Source organism: Actinosynnema sp. NPDC023587 (genome assembly GCF_040640215.1).
GTDB lineage: Bacteria > Actinomycetota > Actinomycetes > Mycobacteriales > Pseudonocardiaceae > Actinosynnema.
The window spans coordinates 365,728-387,720 of sequence record NZ_JBFABG010000002.1; the positions used below are offsets into that span (position 1 = coordinate 365,728).

Below are 21,993 nucleotides of genomic sequence, written 5' to 3' on the forward strand. Positions count from 1 at the left end.
GGATGAGTGATGTGCACCCGCCACGTCGGATACTGCCTCCGTGAAGCTCTCCCGTCGCACGTCGGCGTTCCTGGTGGCCTTCGGGGTGTGGTCCTGGGTGATCTGGCCGACCTTCCTGCGCAACTTCTGGAAGGACCCCCGTTCGTGGGATGACGGCCCGACCGGGTTCTTCACCGTGCACCTGGTGCTCGTCGCCGTCTCGCTCGCGTTCGGCACGGTCATCGGCGTGCTGGGCGTCCGGGGTCTCCGAGCCGGCCGCCCGTAACCCACCACACCTCCTGGAGGCTCCCCGTGGAGTTCGTACGCCTGCTGCTGGTGTTCCTGCACCTGCTGGGCATGGGAATGCTCGTCGCGATGTTCCTGGTCCAGAACCGCGCGGGCAAGGACGGACCGCTGAACAAGGGCTGGCTGCACGGCGCGGCCCTGCAACTGCTCACCGGCGTGGCCCTGGTCGGCCTGGCACCGCTCACCGACCAGGACTACGACCACGTCAAGATCGGCGTGAAGCTGCTGGTCGTCGTGGTCGTCGCGGGCCTGGTCGCGGTGAACCTGAACAAGCCGAAGGTCCCGTCCTGGCTCACCCCGGCCCTCGCGGGCCTGGTCGTGCTCAACGTGGGCGTGGCCGTCTTCTGGACGTAGCCGCTCACCTGCGCCGGAACAGCGCGCCCAGCAGCAGGCCCGCACCGACCAGACCGGCGGCGGTGCGGGGGCTGGGTGCCCGGTGCACCTCGACCACCGGCCGGATCACCGCAGGCGGCGGCGGGGCCGGCGGGTCCTTGAGCAGGTTCTCCCGCGCGGTGGCCGTCCACGCCGTGATGAACAGCAGGAACTGCGCCACCAGGTTCGCGAACACCAGGACACCGATGACCGGGCCGAACGCCGCACCGGCCGGCGACGCGGTCACGGTGGTCAGGTAGATCGTCCCCACCTGCTTGAGCACCTCGAACCCGATCGCGGCGGCGGCTGCGCCCTTGAGCGCGCTGCGCCACCCCACGGGCTTGCGCGGCAGCTTCGCCAGCACCCACAGGAACACCAGCCAGTTCGCCGCCAGCGCCAGGACGATCGTGCCGACCTTGAGCAGCGCCTCGGCCCACCACACGCCGTCCAGGCCGACGAACTCCAGCACCAGGTGCGCGAACCCGCTGCCCACCGCCGTGAGGCCGAACGAGACGACCAGCGCCGCACCCAGGCTGATCAGCGCCAGCAGGTCCTTGAGGGCGGTCTTGAGGAACGGCAGGTCTTCCTTGGCGTGACCCCACTGGGCGGTCAGCGCGTCCCGCAGGTTGCTCATCCAGCCGAGCCCGGAGTAGGCCGCACCGAGCAGGCCGAACACCCCGACCGTGCCCTTGGACTCGACGGCCTGCTTGACGACGGTGTTGATGGTGTCGCCGAGCGCGCCCGGCACCGCCTCGGCGATGCTGCCCTTGAGGTCCTCCAGCAATCCGGGCTGCGAGGCGAGCACGAAACCGGCGATCGCGAAGCCGATCATGAGCATCGGCACCAGCGACAGCACGCTGAAGTACGTGACGGCGGCGGCGTAGTGCGACCCGTACTGCACGGAGTACCGCTGGGCCGCGCGGAGCAGGTGGTCCACCCACGGGCGCTCGCGGCGCAACCTGTCGAGCTTCGACTCTTCCGCCACGGTTGAACGTTAAGGGTTGGGATGATCACCCGCATCTCGAACGGGCGATCGTCCCCGCTCAGCCCGCCAGGAAGCCGATCCGCTCGTAGGCGCGGGCCAGCGTCCGACCGGCCACCTCGCGCGCCCGCTCCGCGCCGCGGGCCAGGACCTTGTCCAGCTCGGGCAGGTCGCCCAGGTACTCCTGGACCTTCGCCTGCACCGGGGTCGCGAAGTCGGTGTAGACCTCGCCGAGGTCCTTCTTCAGGTCCCCGTAGCCCTTGCCGTCGTACGCCGCGACCAACTCGTCCACCGGGCGGCCGGTCAGCGCGGAGTAGATCACCAGCAGGTTGCTCACGCCGGCCTTCGCGGCCGGGTCGTAGACGATCTCGCGGCCCGCGTCGGTGACCGCCGAGCGGATCTTCTTCGCACCCCGCCTCGGGTCCTCCAGCAGCTCGACCACGCCGGTGGGCACCGACTTGCTCATCTTCGACGTCGGGTCCTGGAGGTCGAAGATCTTGGCGGTGTCCTTGACGATGTACGCCTCGGGCACCCGGAACGTCCTGCCGTACCGGGTGTTGAACCGCTGCGCGAGGTCGCGGGTCAGTTCGAGGTGCTGCCGCTGGTCCTCGCCGACCGGCACGTGGTGGGCCTGGTAGAGCAGGATGTCCGCGGCCTGGAGGATCGGGTAGGTGAACAGGCCCACGCCGACCTGGGACTCCTGGCGGGCGGACTTGTCCTTGAACTGGGTCATCCGGGACGCCTCGCCGAACCCGGTGAGGCACTGCATGACCCAGCCGAGCTGCGCGTGCTCGGGGACCTGGCTCTGCACGAACAGCGTGGCGCGCTCCGGGTCGATGCCCAGCGCCAGGAGCTGCGCGGCCGAGACCCGGGTGTTCTGCCGCAGCGTCTTCGGGTCCTGCTCGACGGTGATGGCGTGCAGGTCCACCACGCAGTAGAACGCGTCGTGGGTCTCCTGGAGGGCCACCCACTGGCGGATCGCGCCGAGGTAGTTGCCGAGGTGGAACGACCCGGCGGTCGGCTGGATGCCGGACAGGACGCGCGGCCGGCTCACCGGGGTGTGCGGACCGGCCTCGGGTGCGTTCTCGACGGGGTTCTCAGGAGCCACCGGGTGATTCTCCCAGGGCCCGCCGGCGGCGCGGGACCGGGCCGGCGGTCCGCTCAGGCGGGACCCCCACGGGCGTGCTCCGCCCCGCGCGGGTGGCACCGCGCGGCGGGTCCCGGGGGCGTCAGGCGCGGGTGGACGGCACCGCGGGCTGGGCGGCGGCCGTGGCGGGCAGCGCCACCGCGGGCACCACCGCCGCGACGACCGGCGCGACGAGCTCTTCGGACTTGGCCCGGAGCACGGCGGCGGCGGCCCGGCGACGGCGGACGAGGCCGGCGACCAGCCCGACCACCCCGAACACCACCGCGGCGAGACCGACCGGCGTGTTCACCGACGACGCGCCGAGGGCGGCCGTGCCGGTACCCGCCAGGGCGACCCCCGTCGTGGCCAGGGGTGCCGCCAGGGCACCCAGGAACACACCCAGAGCTGCACTGCGACAGCGCACCGCCGAGCCTCCTCACCAACACCGCGTCACCGCTACGGGTGAACCCTGTTGACGGACGGCCGCGAACCTACCGAAGCTGTGGGGCTCCGGTGAGCAGATCGGTCGAAAACGCGGCTCGCGGCAGACTAACCACGACACTCCCCGTGATCGTCCCCGGGGCTCACCGGACGGGGTCGACCCGGCCGTACGTCGTGGTGCGCTGCCGGGCCGGCCGACCGGCCAGCGCGGCGGTCGCGTGCAGTTGGCGCGCGGTCCGCGCGGAGCCGTGCTCGGAGCCCGCCATCCGGCTGATGGTCTCCTCCATCAGCGTGCCGCCGAGGTCGTTCGCACCGCCCCGGAGCACCTCCGCCGTGCCCTCGTCGCCGAGCTTGACCCACGAGCACTGGATGTTGTCGACCCGCCCGTGCAGCGCCAGCCGGGCGAACGCGTGGATGGCGCGGTTGTCCCGCCGGGTCGGGCCGGGCCGGGCCACGCCCGCCAGGTAGATCGGCGCGTTGCGGTGCACGAACGGCAGGCCGACGAACTCGGTCAGGCCGCCGGTGCGGTCCTGGAGGCGCGCCAGGGCCCGGAAGTGGCCCAGCCAGTGGCCGGGGTGGTCGACGTGGCCGTACATCATCGTGGACGACGACCGCAGGCCCACTTCGTGCGCGGTGGCGACGACCTCCAGCCAGGTGGCGGCGGGCAGCTTGCCCTTGGTGAGCACCCAGCGCACGTCGTCGTCCAGGATCTCGGCGGCCGTGCCCGGGATGGTGTCCAGGCCGGCGGCCTTGAGGTCGGTGAGCCACTCGCGCACGCTCACGCCGGCCTTGGCCGCCGCGCTGACGATCTCCATCGGGCTGAACGCGTGGACGTGCATCCCGGGGGTCCGCGCCTTGATCGCCCGGACCACGTCCGCGTAGTACGTGACCGGCAGCTTCGGGTCGATGCCGCCCTGCATGCAGACCTCGGTCGCGCCCGCGTCCCACGCCTCCCGGGCGCGGTCGGCGACCTCGTCGATGCCCAGCCGGAACGCGTCGGCGTCGCGCTCGCGCTGGGCGAAGGCGCAGAACCGGCAGCCGACGTAGCAGACGTTGGAGAAGTTGATGTTGCGGTTGACCACGTAGGTGACGTCCTCGCCCACGACGTCCCGGCGCAGGTCGTCGGCCAGCCGGGTCATCGCCTCCAGCGCCTCGCCGTCGGCGGTCAGCAGCGCCATGGCCGCGTCGGTGTCCTCCAGCAGCCGGGCCGGGTCGTCGGCGGCCAGCGCGAGCGCGCGGGCGGTGTCCTCGGGCAGCCGGGTCGCGGCCACCGGCACGCTCAGCGAGTCCCAGTCGCCGTAGACGGAGTCGAAGTCGCCGCGCCGGTCGCCGGTGCGGCCCTCGGTGTCGATGGCGGTGTGCAGGTCGGCGCGGCCGTAGGTGTCCAGGCCGCCGTCCGGCTCCTGCCACTCTCGGCCGACCACGGGTGCGTCCGGGTTCGCGAGGCCGTCGTCCGCCGCCAGCGCCCGGACGTGCCCGGTGAGCCGGGCGTCGATCCACTGACCGGGCGCGGAGCGCACGTACCGCGGGTAGACCGCGAGGCGCTCCCGCAGGTCGAACCCGGCGGTCCGGGTGAGCTCGGTGAGCGTGTCGACGTGCGGCCACGGGCGTTCCGGGTTGACGTGGTCGGGCGTCACCGGGGACACGCCGCCCCAGTCGTCGACGCCGGCCCGCAGCATCAGGCCGAACTCGTCGCCGACCAGGTTCGGCGGGGCCTGGACGCTGGTGGACGACGGCATCACCAGCCGGGCCACGGCGATCGTGGCGGCCAGTTCGCGCAGGTCGGCGTCGGGCATCCCGCGCATCGCGGTGTCCGGCTTGGCCCGGAAGTTCTGGATGATGACTTCCTGGACGTGCCCGTACTGGCGGGCGATCCCGCGCATCGCCAGCAGCGACTCGGCGCGCTCGGTGATCGTCTCGCCGATGCCGATCAGGATGCCGGTCGTGAACGGGACGTTGACCCGGCCCGCGTCGGTGAGCACCCGGAGCCGCACCGCGGGCTCCTTGTCGGGGCTGCCGTGGTGCGGGCCGCCCTTCTCGCTCCACAGCCGGTCGGCGGTGGTCTCCAGCATCATCCCCATGCTGGCCGCCACCGGGCGCAGCCGCTGGAGCTCCTCCCAGCTCAGCACACCGGGGTTGAGGTGCGGGAGCAGGCCGGTTTCCTCCAGCACCGCGATCGCGCAGGCCCGGACGTAGTCCAGGGTGGACTCGTAACCGCGCGCCTCCAGCCACTCCCGGGCCTGCGGCCAGCGCTCCTCGGGCCGGTCGCCGAGCGTGAACAGCGCTTCTTTGCAGCCCTGCGCGGCGGCCCGGCGGGCGATGTCCAGCACCTCGTCGCGCTCCAGGAACGCGGCGGGCAGCCGGTGCGGCACGGTCGCGAACGTGCAGTAGTGGCAGCGGTCGCGGCACAGCCGGGTCAGCGGGATGAACGCGTTGCGGCTGTAGGTCACGACGCCGGGGCGGCCCTCGGCGAGCAGGTGCGCGTCCCGCACCCGGCCGGCCGCCGCCAGCAGCGCGTCCAGGTCGTCGCCACGGGCGTGGAGCAGCACGGACGCCTCGGTCACGTCCAGCACGGCACCGTCGGCGGCCCGGCGCAGCGCACGCCGCATCGCCGCCGCGCTGGGGTGGGACTCGGGCGGGGTGATCGAGATGTCCACGGCCACGTCAACGACACTAGGCGGCCAGAATTCCGGCCTCGCGCCGGGAGTGAGATGAGGCACGTTCGGGTGTCGGCGGTGCCCGCGCCCGCGCGACCGGGGCGGCGCGGGCGCGGCTCGCCCACGCGGTGACCGGTGAGCGCCCCGCGACCAGCGGTTCCGCGTTCCGCCCGGTCGGTGCGCCGACGGCGCGGAGGTCGGTGTGCGGGTCGGCCAGGACGTCACCGGCCGGTCGGGGCCCGCCGGTGCTCGACCAGCTCGACGTCGATGAACGCCCCGATCATGGCCCGCCACACCGCTTCCGCGACGTCGGGCGACAACCCCTCGGCCACGGCCCGCCGCCGGACCCCGGCCACGACCCGCTCGACCCGGTCCGGCGCGCGCACGGCCGACTCGTCGACCTTGAACCCCGCAGCCGCCCGCACCAGCGCCTGCCGCTGGGCGAGCAACCGCACCAGCTCCCCGTCCAGCGCGTCGATCCGCGCCCGGACCTCGTCCAACGACCCCGGCTCGGCCACCGCCCACTCCTCCCGCACGACGTCCTGGCGACACCGGACCATCGCCCACCCGGGACGGCCCGTGGTCATCGGGCCCTCGGAAAGGCGTGCCCGGCACTCCGGTCAGGTGATCTCAGGCCCTCGGCCAGTCGAAGCCCACGGTCACCGGCGCGTGGTCCGACCAGCGCTCGGCGTAGGTGGCCGCCCGATCGAGCAGTCGGCGAAGCACCTGGTCCAACGCGGGGACCTTGTCGATGAGCGTCTGCCAGACCAGGGCGTCATCGACCGAGGCGTACCCGTGGATCAGGACGTCGCGAAAAGCTGTTCCCTGGTGCCCATCACTCGCTGCCGGAAGTACGGGTTGCGGATGCTGGAACCGCTCACGAGGTCGACCGGTCGGCCGAAGATCCGCTCCAGCCCCTCCTTCAGGGCGAAGTAGCCGCCGAAGTAGTCGAATCCCGGGCCGGCGTCGAACTCCACGAGAACGTCCACGTCAGAGGACACCACGTCGAACGAGTCACCGACAGCGGAACCGAACACGTCGAGACGTCGAACGCCCGACGCGCGGCACAGGTCCTCGACCTCAGACCGCTTGGCCGCGATGATCTCGTGCACGGGCGTCACCTCCTGACCACGATTGTGCCCGCTCTCAGGCCCTCGGCCAGTCAAAGCTCACGGTCACCGGCGCGTGGTCCGACCAGCGCTCGGCGTAGGTGGCCGCCCGCTCCACCACGGCGCTGGTCGCCGTGGCCGCGATACCGCCGGTCGCGCAAGCCAGGTCGATCCGCCAGCCGGAGTCGTTGTCGAACGCCTTGCCCCGGTACGACCACCACGTGTAGGGCCCGGCCGCGTCGGGGTGCAGCGCCCGCACCACGTCCACGTACCCGGACTCGAACACGCTCGACAGCCACGCCCGCTCCGACGGCAGGAACCCGGACGACTTGAGGTTCGCCTTCCACGCCTTCAGGTCCGCCTCGCGGTGCGCGATGTTCCAGTCGCCGCACACCACGACTTCGCGCCCGGCCGCCGCCGCCTTCTCCCGCAGCTCCACCAGGTACGGCAGGAACCCGGCCATGAACCGGTCCTTCTCGTCCTGGCGCGGGGTGCCCACGTCACCGCTGGGCACGTACACGCTCGCCACCACCACGGTCGGCAGCTCCACCTCGACGTACCGCCCGGACAGCTCGAACTCCGGCACCCCGAACCCGATCCGGACCGCCTCGGGCGCTGCCCGGGTCAGCACGGCGACGCCGTTGCGGCCCTTCTGCTCCGAGTGCGCGTGCGCCACGTGCCACCCCTCGGGCGACCGCACGTCGTCGCTGAGCTGGCCTGGTTCCGCGCGGACCTCCTGGACGCACACGACGTCGGCCGAGGTCGCGGCCAGCCACTCCCGGTAGCCCTTCTTGGCGGCTGCGCGCAGCCCGTTCACGTTCACGGTCGACACGGTGAGCACGGGTCGGGAGCCTAGTCGCGGGCGGCGACCGCCCAGCCGTGCGGGTAGTCCGCCCCGCAGCCCGTGCACGTCGCCTCCAGGCCGAGTTGCCACACCAGCGGGCTGCTGCCGCCCGGCGACGGCACGCCGCGCACCTCGTGCCCGTCCAGCTCGGCCCGCAGGCCGGGCCACTCCGGCGCGCACGCGCATGCGACCACCGCACCGCGCCGGGACGAACGCCACCTCAGGAACATGCCCCCCATCACACCACCGACGGCACCCGCCGCGCATACCGGACCCGGCACGGGGAGTCGGGCCACTTGGTGTGCATCCCCGGCACGGGGCGCGGATCGGGGTCGAGGAGGTGGAAGTCGTAGTCCCGCAACAGGGTGGCGACGACCAGCTTCATCTCCAGGTAGGCGAAGTGCACGCCGGTGCAGCGGTGCAGACCGCCGCCGAAGCCGATCAGCGCCTGGCGCTCCAGCCTGCCCTCCCGCCCCTCGGTGTACCGGTCGGGCCAGAACTCGTCGGGCCGCGCGTGCTCCTCGGGCAGCCGGTGCGACACGGACGGCGCGGCGATCACCATCGCGCCCTCGGGGATCGCGTGGCCGTCGAGCTCGATCGGTTCGGCCGCCTGGCGCACCAGCAGGTGCGCGACCGGGTGCAGGCGCTCGGTCTCGTGCAGGCAGTTGTCCAGGTGCGCCAACGCCTTGACGCCCGCCAGGTCGAGCTCGCCGGTCTCCGCGCGGACCCGGTCGACGTGCTGGGGGTGGGTCAGCAGGTCGACCAGCGCCCACGAGATGTGCCCGGTGGTGGTCTCGTGACCGGCCCAGGTGAACAGCAGGATCATGTTGACCAGCACGGGGTCCGGCACCTTCGCGCCGTCCGCGTACACCGCCTCGGCCAACGCCTGGAGGAAGTCCGGCGGCGACGTGGGGTGCTCCCGGCGCTCCCGGAGCATGCCGCCGAGCGCGTTCCGCAGCCGGTCGCGGGCGCGGTTGCTGCGCACCACGGACGGCAGCGGGACGCGTTGCGGCGCGGCGGGGTTCATGCCGGCGGAGAAGCGGCGGAACTCGGCGAAGAAGTCGTGGTCCATGCGGGAGCCGAAGTCCGGGCCGAGGAAGCAGCGGGCGGCGATGCGCATCACCAGCGGGCCGAGCTCGGCGGTCAGGTCGAACTCGCCGGTGTCGCCGAGGCGGTCGGTGAACGCGGCGGTCTCGGCGCGCATCGTCGCCACGTAGCCGTCGAGCTGCCGGCCCTGGAAGCGCGGCACCACGATCTCGCGCTGCCGCCGGTACTCCTCCGGACCCGCGAAGAAGTAGAACTCGGGCGAGAACATCCGCTCGAAGAACGGGTAGGCCGTGCGGATCGACAGCTTCCGGTCGGTCTCCCCGAAGAAGAACCGGTTGCGCTCCGCACCGAGCAGCACCACCGCCCGCCTGCCGGGGAGGCGCAGCGAGAACACGTCCCCGCACTCCCGGTGCCCCCGCCCGATCAGCTCGACGGGTCTGCGGAGGAACTCGACCAGGTGCCCCAGCACGGGTAACGCGCCGGACACCTGCGGAGGGTAGCGGCCCATGTCACCCACCGTGCCACTCCCGTCCACGCCCGGACACCGCTTCCTGAGCGACTTTCACATCTCACCCGCAGTCACTGTCCGAGGTCGGCGCGACGAAGTCGTTGTTCACCCACCGCCCGTCGGCCAGCAGCCGGAAGCCGTTCTCCACCCGCCGCTCGGCCTTCACCACCGAGTCGCGCTGCATGGTCGACACGATCGGCTGGGTGTCGGCCGGCCCGGTCCGCACGTTGAGGATGTCGGCGGTCACCGCGACCCGGCACTCCGCCGCCGCCTTCTCCGACCCCATCGGCTTGCCGCCGTTGGTCACCCACATCACCCCGGCCGCGCCGAGCACGCCGATCACGATCAACCCGCGCGTAGGAATCCCGAACATCGCCCCGCCTCCCCGAACACCGGTCCTGAGGTGCAGATATAGCGCGATGCGGTGCCTCGCCGAACGTTCCCGGCCCGAATCCACCCGGCAGGGGAACCGATGGGGTGACCACCGCTACCGGCTGGTCACCGGAACACCGCCACCCGAACGCCGGCGGGCTGCCCCGGCGCGACCACGGGTCCCAGGGCCGTGCGGAGGCGGCGCGCCTGCGTCCAGGCCAGGCGGGGAACGCCGAAGGGGACCGCCCGAGAGCGGTCCCCTTCGCGTGCGTCCGGTCGGCTCAGCCGGCCATCCGCTTCTGGAGGTTCTCGTCCAGCGTGCCGAGGAAGTCCTCGGTGGTCAGCCACTCCTGCTGCGGACCCACGAGCTGGGCCAGGTCCTTGGTCATCCGACCGCTCTCGACGGTCGAGATGATGACCTGCTCCAGGGTCTCGGCGAAGCCGGTGACCTCGGGCGTGCCGTCCAGCTTGCCGCGATGCTTCAGGCCGCCGGTCCACGCGTAGATCGAGGCGATCGGGTTCGTGGAGGTCGGCTTGCCGGCCTGGTGCTGGCGGAAGTGCCGGGTCACCGTGCCGTGCGCCGCCTCGGCCTCGACCGTCCGGCCGTCCGGCGTCATCAGCACCGACGTCATCAGGCCCAGCGAGCCGAAGCCCTGCGCCACGGTGTCGGACTGCACGTCACCGTCGTAGTTCTTGCAGGCCCAGACGTAGCCGCCCTCCCACTTGAGCGCGGCGGCGACCATGTCGTCGATCAGGCGGTGCTCGTAGGTGAGGCCGGCGGCGTCGAACTCCGCCTTGAACTCGGACTCGAAGACCGCCTGGAAGATGTCCTTGAACGCGCCGTCGTACGCCTTCAGGATCGTGTTCTTGGTCGACATGTACACCGGGTAGTTCCGCCGCAACCCGTAGGCGAACGAGGCGCGCGCGAAGTCCTCGATGGACTTGTTGAAGTTGTACATGCCCATCGCCACGCCGCCGTCGGGGCCGAAGTCGGCCACGACGTGCTTGATCGGCTCGGAGCCGTCCTCGGGCGTGAAGGTGATGGTCAGCTCACCCGCGCCGGGCACCTTGAAGTTGGTGGCCTTGTACTGGTCGCCGTGGGCGTGGCGGCCGATGATGATCGGCTTGGTCCAGCCCGGCACCAGTCGCGGGATGTTGGAGATGATGATCGGCTCGCGGAAGACCACGCCGCCGAGGATGTTGCGGATCGTGCCGTTCGGCGAGACCCACATCTTCTTCAGGCCGAACTCCTCGACCCGCGCCTCGTCCGGGGTGATCGTGGCGCACTTGACGCCGACGCCGTGCTTCTTGATGGCGTGCGCCGAGTCGATCGTGACCTGGTCGTCCGTGGCGTCCCGGTGCTCGATGCCCAGGTCGTAGTACTCCAGGTCGACGTCCAGGTACGGGTGGATCAGCTTGTCCTTGATGAACTGCCAGATGATTCGGGTCATCTCGTCGCCGTCGAGTTCGACGACGGTCCCCTGAACCTTGATCTTACCCATACGCAGGGCGCTCCTCTCGCGACAGTGCAAGCAAGACAAGCGTACTGCTAGGTCCGGCAGGAGGTGCGGCCACCCGGCCAAATGGGAACGGGGTCACAATGCCCTAGCCTCCGGGTGACGATCTTGGAGGGGGCACATGTCGACCGGACCCACGCACGCCATGAGCGGCCTGCTGGCCTGGGCGGCGGTGACCGCGCTCGCCGAGAACCACCCCGTCGGCCAGCTCAGCCCGCAGAGCTGGGCGGTCGGCGCGGTGCTGGCGACGGGCGCGGCGCTGCTGCCCGACCTGGACCACCCGTCCTCGACCATCTCCCGCACGTTCGGGCCGGTCAGCGCGGGTGCGTCGGCGCTGATCAACACGATCAGCTCGTTCGTCTACCGCACCACGCGGACCCGCAAGGACTCCAACCGCGACGGCGGCCACCGCGGGCTGACGCACACGCTGGCGTTCGCCCTGGTCGCCGCCGTGGGCACGACGGCCGTGGTCCAGCAGTCCCAGAAGTGGGCGCTGCCGGTGCTGATGTTCGTCTTCGCGGGCCTGGCCGTGCGCGGGATCATGAACGACTGGTGCCCCCGGAAGGACGCCCTGCTGATCACGGCCGTGTCCGGCGGCATCACGGTGCTGTGCGTGGTCTGGACGGACCAGTCGCCGGCCAGCGCGGCGGCCTGCGGGGTCGCCGTGGGGGTGGGGTGCGTGGCGCACTACCTCGGCGACGCGATCACCGAGCAGGGCTGCCCGATCCTGTGGCCGATCCCGCTGGCGGGCAAGACGTGGTTCCCGGTCGCGCCGCCGAAGATCATGCGCATGAAGACCGGCGGGACCGTGGAGATGGCGATCGTCGGACCGCTGGTCACGATCCTGTCCGTCTGGCTGTCGGCGGCGGCGCTCCAGCGGACCGGCGTGCTGCCGTTCCTGGACGGGTTCGACCTGCTGCCGATCTGAAATTCGGACAACCGCCATTCGCAGGCTACCCGCACCTCACCCGATCGGACTAGCCTCGCCGGGAACCGCGATCCGGTGGCGGAGGGGACAGATCCACGTGGACGTGCGATGACGACCTGGCTCGGCCTCAACGCGGGCCACGGCGACCCTCGAGCGGCGGACCGGACCGCTCTGGCGCTGTACGAGTCCCTGCTGTTCCACGCCTACGTGGTGTGCGTGCACGCGGTCGAGGACAGCCACGCCATGTCGTTCCGGCTGACCGACGACCCGTCGGAGAACACCGTGTCGACGCTGATCGAGCGCGGCTACGGCGTGGCCGTGCACAACGGCAGCCTGCAACGCCTGGCGGGCCCGGAACAGCTCGCCAGGGGCGCGCTGAGGGCCGCGCTGGCCCACCGGTACCGCAAGGAGGGCCGTGCCCTGCGGTTCCCCGGCCAGCGCTCCCTGCGGGGCCGGTACGGCGTGTCCGACATCCTGGCGTTCAGCGCGATCGACGAGGTGCTGCCGCACGGCGTCAAGAGCGTCGACGCGCGCGGCGACCTCCAGCCCCGGTTCGTCGACGGCAAGCTGGTCCTGGACGTCTGACCGTCAGCCCGGGTGCGTGCCGACGGTGTCCTTGATGAGCGCCCCGAGGCCCTCCGCGCTGCGCGCGCAGTGGGCGCAGCAGAAGAACCGGCCCTCGACCTCGACGCCGTGGCCGAGGATGCGGCAGTCGCAGTGCTCGCAGCGCGGCGCGAGCCGTTGGACCGCGCACTCGAAGCTGTCGAACGTGTGCACGTCGCCGCTCACCGTGCGCACCTCGAACGCCATCCAGTAGTCGTTCCCGCAGACGTCACAAGTCGCCATAAGCGCAGCGTGCGGCCTGTCCGGCGGTCCGGCAACCCGAACGCCACCCGGCCGGCGGCGCGCCCCCGGGACGTCCGCGCGCGGCGGGGACGACGATGCGGACCAGGCCGGATTCGAACCGACGTACTCCCGTCCCGGAAGACGGGCGCGTCAACCACTGCGCTACAGGTCCCGACGAGCCCGACCCGCGCGGCGGACGCCGCACAACCGGGCTCCGCACAACCCTAACCACCAGCCCGCTCCGGAAGACAGTGCCGAACAGAGTGCGCTGATCGGTCCCGCTAAGGTCTGCCGCGTGCGCGGGGTCGACTACTACGAACTCCTCGGAGTGGGCCGCAACGCGTCCACGGCGGAGATCAAGTCCGCTTACCGGTCGCTGGCGAAGGTCATGCACCCCGACGCGGGGGGCTCGTCACTGACCTTCCGCATGTTGCAGGAGGCTTACGACACGCTCCGCGACCCGACGCGGCGGCGCGACTACGACCGGGGCTGGTCGTTCACCCGACCCCAGTCCCGGACGACGTCCACCCGCCCGCCGCGCACCGGCCGGACGGGGCGGCTGCGCAACTTCGGCGACGATCCGGATTTCGTACCCCCGAAGCCGCGCGTGGACGTCGGGGACGTCCCGTGGTGGCACCTGGTCGACGTCGGGCAGCGGGTCCGGTACGTGCCCGTCGCCGGTCCCGGTCACGCGCCGGCGCTGGCCGCCGTGTGCGGCTGGTTCTTCCTGCTGCTGCCCGTGGTGGCGGTGGACTTCTCGCCGCTGACGCTGACCCTGTGGCTGCTCGTGGTGGGCGCGGCGGCCGTGGTGGCGTTCCGGTTGGTGCGGCGGTACCTGCTGGCGGCGCGGGCCGACCGGGCGTTCGCGCACGGGGTGGACGCGGAGGTCGTGCACGGCACCACGGACGACCGGGTGTGCGAACGGCTCACCGCGGACCTGCTGAGCCGGTACCTGACCAGGCTGCCCGGCGCGCGGGTGTTCCACGGCCTGGCGTGGCCGGGTTCGGTGTTCGCCGACGTGGACCACGCGGTGCTGTGCGGGCGGCGGCTGGTGCTGATCGAGTCGAAGTCGTGGCTGCCGGGGCACTACGCGGCCGAGGACGACGGGACGCTGTGGCGCAACGGCCACCCGTTCCGGGGCGGCGGCACGCGGCTGCCGAGGAGCCTCGCGGTGTACCGGAAGTTGTTGCCGTGGCTGGACATCCGGACGGTGCTCGTGGTGTACCCGAGCCGCGCCGGAGAGGTGACGACGGACGAGCCGGCGGACACCCTCGTGCCGCCGACGACCCCGGCCCAGTTCGTCGAGGAGATCGGCGAGTGGCTGGCCGAGGACCCCGCCACCGTGGACCGCGAGGCGTACCGCCTGCTGCTGGCGCAGGTGGTGCCGATCAGCGGCACCTGAATGGCCGCTGCCGCACGGCCGTCCGCCGGGCTAGGTTCTGCCGACGCTGCGGACAAGTGGAGGACACGCGGTGAAGGTCGACGTTTTCAACGAGATCCAGGACCCGCGCCCGTGGCACGAGGGTCACCAGCACGCGCGCATCACCGAGTCCCTCGAACAGGCGAAACTGGCCGACGAGCTCGGCTACGGCTGCTGGTGGCAGGTCGAGCACCACGGCGCGGAGGAGTTCAGCCTGTCGTCCGCCCCGGAGTTGATGCTCGCGGCCATCTCCCAGCACACGTCGCGCATCCGCCTGGGCCACTCGGCCGTCCTCGCGCCGGCGCGCTTCAACCACCCGATCCGGGTCGCCGAGCGGGCCGCGATGCTGGACCACCTCAGCAACGGCCGGGTCGAGCTCGGGCTGACCCGGTCCACGACGCCGGAGTGGCGGCTGTTCGGCATCGACCCCGCCGACGTCCGCCGGCAGACCCAGCAGGCGTTCGAGATGGTGCCGAAGATGTGGACGCAGGACCGGTTCTCGTACTCCGGCGAGGACTTCGAGATCCACGACGTGCCGATCGTGCCGAAGCCGTTGCAGCGCCCCCACCCCCCGCTGTGGCAGGCCGCCGGGACGCCGGCGTCGTTCGAGGAGGCGGGCAGGCGCGGCGTGGGCGTGCTGGGGACGACGATCTGGGAGTCCGCGGAGCGCGTGCGCAGAATGGTCCGGCTGTACCGCGAGGCGGCCGACGCGTGCACGGACCCGGTCGGGTCGTTCGTGAACAACCAGGTCGCGTTCTTCACGTTCGTGCACTGCGCGGAGACCGACGAGCAGGCGGTGAAGAACGGCGCGGTGGCCGCAGCGGCGTGGTACACCGTGCGGGCGTTGACGTTCTTCGAGGCGGCGGATTCGTTCGTGGAAACCGTGCGCCACCAACAGGAAATTCTGCAAGACCCGTCGGGTGGCGGCCTGACCGGCGACTTCCTGCGGGCGGAAGCCGAGTCGTTCACGGGTCCGAACCGCGCCCAGGTCGTCATCGGGCGCGTGTTGCAGGGCGAGGACGTGCCCGACGAGGAGATCTTCGAGGCGCTCAACGAACAGGACTCGCTGATCGTCGGCAGCCCGGAGACGTGCCGGAAGAAGCTGCGCACGTACGCCGACCTGGGCATCGACCGCCTGATGGCGTTCCACCAGGTGGGCAGCCTGTCGCACGAGTCGGTCATGACCAGCCTGCGGCTGATCGGCGACCTGATCCCGGAGTTCGACGTCTGACGCGGGTCGCGACCACCGGCACCTGAACGGCCGTTGCCGCACGGCTGGTGCGGCACGGCCGTGCCGCGCGGCTGGTGCCGTTGACCCGAGAACCTGATCCCGGAGTTCGACACCCGACACGGGACGCGACCATCGGCACACCTGTTCGGCGCGTTACCTGAAACCACTCCAACGAGTGAGAACAATTTTTCGGGTAACGGGTCGGCGGATGGTCGCGATTCCCCAGTACGTCGATTCCGAGGATGTGCGCCATGAGCTACCCCCAGGAAACCCAGCACCACCCGACCGACCACCAGGAGCCCAAACCGAAAAGGTTCGGTGCGCTGGCGTGGGCAGCGCTCATCCTCGGCATCGCGGGCGTGGTCGGTTCACCGATCATAATCCTGAACAACCTCACCGCCGTCATCGCCGGGGTCGGCGTCGTGCTGGGTGTGATCGCGCTCTTCGGCAGCCGCAAAATCCTCGCGACCATAGGCGTGGTGCTCTGCGTGCTGGCGATCGTCTTCACCGTGATGGCGCAGGGCGCAGCCGTGCGGGAGTTGGAGAAGATCGTCGACGGAACCACCAACGAGGGCACCGTGAGCAGCGGAGACACCAAGGAAGCCGCCGCCACCAGCCCGCCCACGTGGGGCCAGCGCTACACGTGGAAGGACGGCTTGGCCGTCGAGGTGTCCGCCCCCACGGCGTGCACGCCGGGAGAGTACGCGCACCCGCCGAACGTGGTTCGAGGCGCGAAAATCACCGTCACGATCGTGAACGGAACAGACAAGGCTTTCGACACGACGCTGCTGTCGATCGGCAACGAAGCTCAATTCGCCGGCAAGAAAGCCGATACGATCTTCGACTCCAACGGCCCTTGCGGTGGTGGCGGCCTCGAAAACGCCACGGTCCTGCCGGGAAAGACCTACACCTACGACAAAGCGTTCTCCGTGGGCGCGGAACCGGGCGACCTCCAGATCACCCTGCAACCCGGCTTCGGCGCGGACAAGGCAGTCTTCACCGGTCAAGCCTGACCACCCCTGGTCAGGTGGACAACGACCACCGAGCCGTGCACGACCCCCGAACTGCGCCTCGCCAGGACCCGGAAGCGGACCAACTCCTCTGCCCCTTTGTCGCTGCTGTTCGGCAAGCTGCTCTACCAGCACACTGCCTGAGGTACGACTAGCTGCTCTCTTCAAGCAACCGAGCGGCGGCTTCCGGGTCCATCAGGTTCGAATAGACCTGTTCGCCGGGACGCAGCATTCGAACAGCAGCTTCAGCGCGGTACCGGTCGTGGTCATCTCCGTCAGCGAGCCACTGGCCGCAGAACGCCGGCTGCCACCACCCAACCAGGATCGCCTGCCTCGACAAGGGCTGCTCGCCAATGTTGGACCTTGACCTTGAACATGACCACGTCGTCGATCGACCGGATGCGCTCGCGGGGACCAGCGGGCAGAGCGAACTGATCGTTGACCTTCCTGATCAGAGGATGATCGATCTCATCAAGCGGTTCATCGATCGGCGGCAGGCCCAAGTCCTCACGAGGACAGCGAAGGGTGGGACGAACAGTCATCAGGACTCGCGAACCCCGCCCAGTTCATCGAGGCGTTCCTTCGACATGCCCGTCAGAGCGGCCACCTGGCCGCTCTGGGTGCCGTCGAGCATCTGCATCGTGCGACGCAACGCGGCGTCGATCTCTTCCCGCCTCGCGCCCAGGTACTCACGGACGGCAGCGGCCAGCAGTTCCTTCTGGGTCATGTGCAACGCGGTAGCACCGTGAGCGATCAAAGCGTGCGTCTCTTGATCAACCTTGACAGGAGCCGACCGGACAGCCATGACCCACCTCCGGTACCCAAGGGTACTCGGGTACCATCGCAAGGCAAGCTCGCAGCCTTCCCCGCGCATGTCGAAGATGCCTGTAGCGCACCAGCACTTCCCCACCGCCATGGGATGCTTCCACCATGAGCCCGAAGCTGGGCCTCGTCCAGGACCCGGAAGCGGACGAACTGCTTCCCAGCAGTGCTCTCGCCCTGCTACTCGGGATGCTGCGGGACCAGCACACTGCCTGATGCATGACAAGCCGTGACAGACCTCCAGCCGGCCTGGAGCCCCCCTACCGGGCCTAGTTGTTCGGTTCAATTCATTCGACGGAGCGCGAACAACTTGAGGACACGCATGGCAGGGCGTCCATCACGAGCGGTCGTGTACTAACGGCTGAACGAAGCCGTCGCCGAGCTTCGCGAACGCCTCGGCGGCCTGCCCGCTCCGGCAGAAGCCGAGGACATCTGGTCCAACATCTGGCACCAGGAAGCCCACAACAGCACCGCGCTCGAAGGCAACACCCTTGTCCTGCAAGAAGTAGAACGCCTCCTGGACGAAGGCCGCGCGGTCGGCGCGAAGCCGCTCAGGGACTACATGGAGGTGCGCGGCTACGGCGACGCCGCGCGGTGGGTGTACGGCCAAGCTCTCGACCCGGGCGACTGGCAGACCGGCGACCTCATCTCCTTGCAGGAGGTTCGCCACATCCACCACCTCTGCATGTCCCCGGTGTGGACCATCGACCCCCACCCCACGCCTCTGACACGGAGAGCCCCGGCAGCTTCCGCCGCCACGAGATCGCGGCATTTCCCGGAGGCATGAAGCCGCCATCCTGGACCGACGTCGACCACCTGATGCGCGACTGGGTCAGCGGGACGGCCGGACTGCGCGACCTCGACAACGACCCGCTTCCCGAATCACTGGCACGAGCCCACAACTCCCTTGAACAGATCCACCCCTTCCTGGACGGCAACGGACGGGCGGGCCGCTTGGTCCTCAACCTGCTGCTTGGACGCCTCGGCTACCCGCCCGCGATCATCTTCAAGAGGGACCGCGACAAGTACCTCCAGGCGATGAGACGCGCGGATCGCGGCGAGTACGGCCCACTCGGCGAACTGATCGCCCGCAGCGTGACCGCCAACCTGTACAAATTCGTCATCCCGGCCGTGGCAGGCCCCGTGAAACTCGTGCCGCTCGCCGCCCTGGCCACCGATGACTTGACCGAGAACGCACTTCGAGTAGCCTCCATGCGGGGTCGGCTGCGCGCGATCAAGGGTGACGACGGCCTGTGGCGCAGCAGCAAGAACTGGGTGGACGAGTACCGCCAAAACCGCCACCGCCGTCTCGGCGGCGCATCCTCCTGACGGCAAACGGGACCAACGCGTGCCACCATGTCGCGCATGAGCCCGAAGCTGTACCTGGCCCAGGACCCGGAAGCGGACGAACTGCTTTCCAGCAGTTCTCTCGCCCCGCTATTCGGGATGCTGCTGGATCAACAAATTCCCATGAAAAAGGCTTTCAAGGGCCCGAAGGTCATCGCCGACCGCATGAGCGGTGAACTGAGCGTGCACCGGATCGCGGAGGCGAGCGAGGAGGAGTTCGCCGTTGTCATGTCCGAGGTACCGGCCGTTCACCCATTCCCGGTTCCATGGACCTGGCGACACCAACTCCACACCCGGTCGCAGGGCCGTTGCGACCAGGAAGATTACACGGTGTCCGATCTGGTCGCATTACCCGGACCCGAACCCGAAGCCGTGGAGGCGTCTTCCTCGTCCGCAGTTTCCTGCGCGGACCGCTCAAGGTACTGTCCCAGCAGTTCCCGCACCTGCACTTCCGACAGGTTGCTGCCCTTGATCTCAAGGGTACTGCCGTCAGCGACGATCTTGATGGACACGTCCTTGCTCCGACGGGAAAACAGGGCGCGAACCAACGCGAAGGCCGCAGTCGCGCCTGTTGCCACTGCCGCGAGAATCGGAACTACCAGACTCCACATATCAATCCACCTCGGCGACGATCAGGCAAACAAGGCTCAACACGAAGGCACACGGACCGATTATCGCCGAACTTGCGACGACAAACCCGATGTCGACGGTTTGCAGATTTCCTTCCACCGGGATCGACTGCGCGTAGATGCCCGTCCCGATGCAGCCCAAGAGGAATCCCACGCCAACCAGGAGCACCCTGACCCCGCGAAGGCGGGTAGCGATCTCCCGGTTCAGCAGGTGGCCGACCGCAGTGGCCACGATTGCCACCGAGACGAGCAGGAGTTCGCCCTTCCCCAGCAGGGCGGACCAGTCGGCCGGCCGACGATGCCCCATCGACCCTAAAAGGTTCATCACCAGCGGCAGGATCGCAAAAGCGAGTTCGAAGATCACCCACACGCCGATCTTCTGCTTCAGCGAGACTTTCGGCGACAACTGCGACGAGCCCGAGGTCTGCGTGGTGATCTGCCCGATCTGCAACCCTGAGGTACCGGAGCCCTGAACGACCATTGGGACAACCCCACTGTTGAGCGAATCGCTGACGCTTCGTGCCATACCTCGGCAGGAGAGTTAGTCGGGGGTAACCGACAAAACGTTACATACGGACATCCAGCGGTGTGTTACGTCCAGCAGATCCCGGTGGAGAGGGCTGTCGAGGGACCGAGGGACCGAAGGTGGACAGAGCGGCGACCGGGGGCTCGGGTGAGGTCTCGGGGAGGGTTCGAGCGGCGAGTCGTGGCACCGCTGCGGATGCCTTGGGGCGTGGTGTCGGCGGTGCTCAACCGGCTATCCGGGACTGTCCGCCCTCCGGGTTAGAGTCGCCGCGTGCTGTTGCCGGGATTGGCCGATCTCACACCTCTGGGGCAGGGCGGGTTCGCCACCGTCTACCGCGCCCGCCAGGTCCAGTTGGGGCGGGACGTCGCTGTCAAGATCGACAACCGCGTCCTCCAGACCGAACGGGACCGGCGGCGGTTCCTGCGGGAGGCGCAGGCCGCCGCGCGGTTGTCCGGGCACCCGCACGTGGTGTCGGTGCACGACGCCGACTTCACCCCGCAGGGGACTCCCTACCTGGTGATGGAGCTGTGCACGGGCGGTTCGCTGGCCGACCTGGTCCGGCGCGACGGGCCGCTGCCGACCGCACGGGTCCGGGAGATCGGGATTCAGCTCGCCGACGCGCTGGCCGCCGCTCACGCCGAAGGCGTCCTGCACCGGGACATCAAGCCCGGCAACATCCTGCTCGACCGGTACGGGACCGCGAAGCTCGCCGATTTCGGGCTCGCCGCGCTGCTGGACGCCGAGGGCAGCTCCACCGTCACCCGGGACGCCCTGAGCCCCAGCTACGCCTCCCCCGAGGCGTTCGCGATGGCCCAGCCGACCCCCGCCGCAGACGTGTACTCACTGGCCGCGACCCTCTACGACCTGCTCGCGGGCAAGCCGCCCCGGCCGGTGCCGTGGCCCGTCGAATCCTTCGACCACCTCGGAGAGGTGCTGCGGTCGCCGGTGCCGCCGGTGGCAGGCGTGCCCCAGGACTTCCACGACACGCTCGTCCGCGCGCTCATCCCGGACATCTCCTACCGCACGGGCAGCGCCGCCCGGTTGCGGGACGAGTTGAAGGGGGTGGGAAGTGGCGGGCCACAGGTGGCGGTATCGCCGGGGTCCGGGCCGCAGGTGGTAGCGCCGCCGGTGTCCGGGCCGCAGGTGGCGGTGTCGCCGGTGTCCGGGCCGCAGGTGGTAGCGCCGCCGGTGTCCGGGCCGCAGGTGGCGGTGTCGCCGGTGTCCGGGCCGCAGGTGGTGGTGCAGCCTGCATCAGGGGCGCGGCCGGTGGTGTCGGGGCCGCCGTACGGAGGGCCGCACCAGCGGCCCGGTTCGCCGCAGTTCCCGCAGCACTCGGGGCCTCCCGTCCAGTACGCGCACTCCGGGCCGCTCGCGGCTCCCCGGCGCGGGCCGTGGGCCCTCGTCGCGATCGTCGCGGTGCTGGCGGTCGCGGTGGCCGGCGGGGTCTGGTGGGTTACCAGGAGCACGAACTCCCCGGGCGGCAACGCGGGCAGCGGCACCGGGACGAGCAGCGCTCCGACCGCCGAGGACACCCTCGAAACCGTGCCGCCGCGACTCAAGTCCTGCGGCGCGGGCTACTGCATGGCCGAACCCACCTGCTACCACGGCATCACGTCCATCGGCGGCCAGGCTGCGTCGGCCCGGCGCGCGGGCGACTGCTCGACCCCGCACTACTGGGAGGCGTTCTCCGGCGGCTGGCTGTCCGGCGCGATCCCCCAGGTCGACAACGACGAGTTCGTCAAGGCCGCCGAGGTCAAGAACGTGTGCACGGCCGAGGTGATGACGGCCAGTACCCGCCCGTCCGTCGACACGTCGACCTGGGAGATCTCCGCCGTCGCGTTCAACGACGGCAGCCGGAACTACTTCCACTGCTTCGCGAAGGACCCCGAGGAGGGCGAGGTCACGACCAGCGCCTTCGGGTCCTGAGGTGGTTCGAACGCGAGTGACGGCCTGGTGAACGGCGTTCTCGCCGCG

General features: G+C 70.3%; 26 protein-coding genes and 1 tRNA gene. 9 read left to right on the forward strand and 18 right to left on the reverse strand.

Translation table 11 applies throughout. The annotated features are described in order from the left end of the window. The first annotated feature begins 40 nt into the window (after positions 1-40). Entirely contained in the window at positions 41-265 is a 225-nt protein-coding gene (locus AB0G01_RS06755; RefSeq protein WP_360940488.1) for a hypothetical protein, read from the forward strand. A 26-nt stretch (positions 266-291) separates the two neighbouring features. Next, the gene (locus tag AB0G01_RS06760) at positions 292-639 is read left to right on the forward strand and encodes a hypothetical protein (RefSeq protein ID WP_360940490.1); all 348 of its coding nucleotides are present in this window, start codon (positions 292-294) and stop codon (positions 637-639) included. Positions 640-643: 4 nt separating this feature from the next. Here the strand turns inward: AB0G01_RS06760 and yhjD are convergent, their stop codons facing one another. The 11 genes from yhjD to AB0G01_RS06815 all read right to left on the reverse strand — a co-directional run bounded on the left by yhjD (position 644) and on the right by AB0G01_RS06815 (position 11,245). Next, positions 644-1,642, reverse strand: coding sequence for an inner membrane protein YhjD (gene yhjD, locus AB0G01_RS06765; RefSeq protein ID WP_360940492.1), 999 nt, complete (start codon positions 1,640-1,642; stop codon positions 644-646). Positions 1,643-1,700: 58 nt separating this feature from the next. Further along, positions 1,701-2,747 carry a tryptophan--tRNA ligase gene (gene trpS, locus AB0G01_RS06770; protein WP_360940494.1) on the reverse strand — a complete coding sequence of 349 codons (1,047 nt, stop codon included), beginning with the start codon at positions 2,745-2,747 and terminating at the stop codon, positions 1,701-1,703. A 121-nt stretch (positions 2,748-2,868) separates the two neighbouring features. Further along, the gene (locus tag AB0G01_RS06775; RefSeq protein WP_360940496.1) at positions 2,869-3,189 is read right to left on the reverse strand and encodes a hypothetical protein; all 321 of its coding nucleotides are present in this window, start codon (positions 3,187-3,189) and stop codon (positions 2,869-2,871) included. A 160-nt stretch (positions 3,190-3,349) separates the two neighbouring features. Further along, positions 3,350-5,869 (reverse strand): bifunctional FO biosynthesis protein CofGH, encoded by a 2,520-nt coding sequence (locus AB0G01_RS06780; RefSeq protein ID WP_360940498.1) that lies wholly within the window; start codon positions 5,867-5,869, stop codon positions 3,350-3,352. Between the two features lie 215 nt (positions 5,870-6,084). Continuing rightward, positions 6,085-6,423: a chorismate mutase gene (locus AB0G01_RS06785; protein WP_360940500.1), complete on the reverse strand. Its 339-nt coding sequence runs from the start codon at positions 6,421-6,423 to the stop codon at positions 6,085-6,087. 240 nt (positions 6,424-6,663) lie between these two features. After that, positions 6,664-6,975: a nucleotidyltransferase domain-containing protein gene (locus AB0G01_RS06790; protein ID WP_360940502.1), complete on the reverse strand. Its 312-nt coding sequence runs from the start codon at positions 6,973-6,975 to the stop codon at positions 6,664-6,666. Between the two features lie 34 nt (positions 6,976-7,009). After that, on the reverse strand, positions 7,010-7,813 hold the full coding sequence (locus AB0G01_RS06795) for an exodeoxyribonuclease III (RefSeq protein ID WP_360940504.1): 804 nt from the start codon (positions 7,811-7,813) through the stop codon (positions 7,010-7,012). Between the two features lie 11 nt (positions 7,814-7,824). After that, positions 7,825-8,055, reverse strand: coding sequence for a hypothetical protein (locus AB0G01_RS06800; protein ID WP_360940506.1), 231 nt, complete (start codon positions 8,053-8,055; stop codon positions 7,825-7,827). Then, a complete protein-coding gene (locus AB0G01_RS06805) occupies positions 8,055-9,371 on the reverse strand; it encodes a cytochrome P450 (protein ID WP_360940508.1) in 1,317 nt (438 codons plus the stop codon). The genes AB0G01_RS06800 and AB0G01_RS06805 overlap by 1 nt, the downstream gene beginning before the upstream one ends. A 61-nt stretch (positions 9,372-9,432) precedes the next feature. Next, the gene (locus AB0G01_RS06810; protein WP_360940510.1) at positions 9,433-9,744 is read right to left on the reverse strand and encodes an SH3 domain-containing protein; all 312 of its coding nucleotides are present in this window, start codon (positions 9,742-9,744) and stop codon (positions 9,433-9,435) included. Positions 9,745-10,024: 280 nt separating this feature from the next. Then, positions 10,025-11,245 carry an NADP-dependent isocitrate dehydrogenase gene (locus tag AB0G01_RS06815; RefSeq protein ID WP_360940512.1) on the reverse strand — a complete coding sequence of 407 codons (1,221 nt, stop codon included), beginning with the start codon at positions 11,243-11,245 and terminating at the stop codon, positions 10,025-10,027. Positions 11,246-11,381: 136 nt separating this feature from the next. Here AB0G01_RS06815 and AB0G01_RS06820 point away from each other — a divergent pair, with 136 nt between their 5' ends. Both AB0G01_RS06820 and AB0G01_RS06825 read left to right on the forward strand, forming a co-directional pair. Next, complete coding sequence (locus AB0G01_RS06820) at positions 11,382-12,188, forward strand: metal-dependent hydrolase (protein WP_360940514.1); 807 nt, start codon at positions 11,382-11,384, stop codon at positions 12,186-12,188. Between the two features lie 108 nt (positions 12,189-12,296). After that, positions 12,297-12,773: a hypothetical protein gene (locus AB0G01_RS06825; protein WP_360940516.1), complete on the forward strand. Its 477-nt coding sequence runs from the start codon at positions 12,297-12,299 to the stop codon at positions 12,771-12,773. Positions 12,774-12,776: 3 nt separating this feature from the next. Here the strand turns inward: AB0G01_RS06825 and AB0G01_RS06830 are convergent, their stop codons facing one another. Beyond that, positions 12,777-13,034: a Prokaryotic metallothionein gene (locus AB0G01_RS06830; protein ID WP_360940518.1), complete on the reverse strand. Its 258-nt coding sequence runs from the start codon at positions 13,032-13,034 to the stop codon at positions 12,777-12,779. Positions 13,035-13,132: 98 nt separating this feature from the next. After that, a tRNA-Gly gene (locus AB0G01_RS06835) sits at positions 13,133-13,206 on the reverse strand. Positions 13,207-13,329: 123 nt separating this feature from the next. Between AB0G01_RS06835 and AB0G01_RS06840 the strand changes: the two genes are divergently transcribed. The 3 genes from AB0G01_RS06840 (at position 13,330) to AB0G01_RS06850 (ending at position 16,698) form a co-directional block, all read left to right on the forward strand. Further along, positions 13,330-14,436 (forward strand): DnaJ domain-containing protein, encoded by a 1,107-nt coding sequence (locus tag AB0G01_RS06840; protein ID WP_360940520.1) that lies wholly within the window; start codon positions 13,330-13,332, stop codon positions 14,434-14,436. A gap of 70 nt (positions 14,437-14,506) precedes the next feature. Then, entirely contained in the window at positions 14,507-15,685 is a 1,179-nt protein-coding gene (locus AB0G01_RS06845; protein WP_360940522.1) for an LLM class flavin-dependent oxidoreductase, read from the forward strand. Positions 15,686-15,936: 251 nt separating this feature from the next. Further along, on the forward strand, positions 15,937-16,698 hold the full coding sequence (locus AB0G01_RS06850; RefSeq protein ID WP_360940523.1) for a hypothetical protein: 762 nt from the start codon (positions 15,937-15,939) through the stop codon (positions 16,696-16,698). Positions 16,699-16,970: 272 nt separating this feature from the next. On the opposite strand, the gene AB0G01_RS06855 is transcribed toward AB0G01_RS06850, so the two are convergent. The 3 genes from AB0G01_RS06855 to AB0G01_RS06865 all read right to left on the reverse strand — a co-directional run bounded on the left by AB0G01_RS06855 (position 16,971) and on the right by AB0G01_RS06865 (position 18,187). Then, positions 16,971-17,198, reverse strand: coding sequence for a hypothetical protein (locus AB0G01_RS06855; protein ID WP_360940525.1), 228 nt, complete (start codon positions 17,196-17,198; stop codon positions 16,971-16,973). 38 nt (positions 17,199-17,236) lie between these two features. Further along, on the reverse strand, positions 17,237-17,422 hold the full coding sequence (locus tag AB0G01_RS06860) for a hypothetical protein (protein WP_360940527.1): 186 nt from the start codon (positions 17,420-17,422) through the stop codon (positions 17,237-17,239). Positions 17,423-17,854: 432 nt separating this feature from the next. Continuing rightward, positions 17,855-18,187: a hypothetical protein gene (locus tag AB0G01_RS06865; RefSeq protein WP_360940529.1), complete on the reverse strand. Its 333-nt coding sequence runs from the start codon at positions 18,185-18,187 to the stop codon at positions 17,855-17,857. Positions 18,188-18,213: 26 nt separating this feature from the next. Here AB0G01_RS06865 and AB0G01_RS06870 point away from each other — a divergent pair, with 26 nt between their 5' ends. Further along, entirely contained in the window at positions 18,214-18,846 is a 633-nt protein-coding gene (locus AB0G01_RS06870) for a Fic family protein (RefSeq protein WP_360940531.1), read from the forward strand. A gap of 341 nt (positions 18,847-19,187) precedes the next feature. Here AB0G01_RS06870 and AB0G01_RS06875 read toward each other — a convergent pair whose 3' ends face one another. Both AB0G01_RS06875 and AB0G01_RS06880 read right to left on the reverse strand, forming a co-directional pair. Further along, a complete protein-coding gene (locus tag AB0G01_RS06875; protein WP_360940533.1) occupies positions 19,188-19,376 on the reverse strand; it encodes a hypothetical protein in 189 nt (62 codons plus the stop codon). Between the two features lie 100 nt (positions 19,377-19,476). Continuing rightward, positions 19,477-19,974: a hypothetical protein gene (locus tag AB0G01_RS06880; protein ID WP_360940535.1), complete on the reverse strand. Its 498-nt coding sequence runs from the start codon at positions 19,972-19,974 to the stop codon at positions 19,477-19,479. 315 nt (positions 19,975-20,289) lie between these two features. Here AB0G01_RS06880 and AB0G01_RS06885 point away from each other — a divergent pair, with 315 nt between their 5' ends. After that, positions 20,290-21,945, forward strand: coding sequence for a protein kinase (locus AB0G01_RS06885; RefSeq protein WP_360940537.1), 1,656 nt, complete (start codon positions 20,290-20,292; stop codon positions 21,943-21,945). Positions 21,946-21,993: the final 48 nt, after the last annotated feature.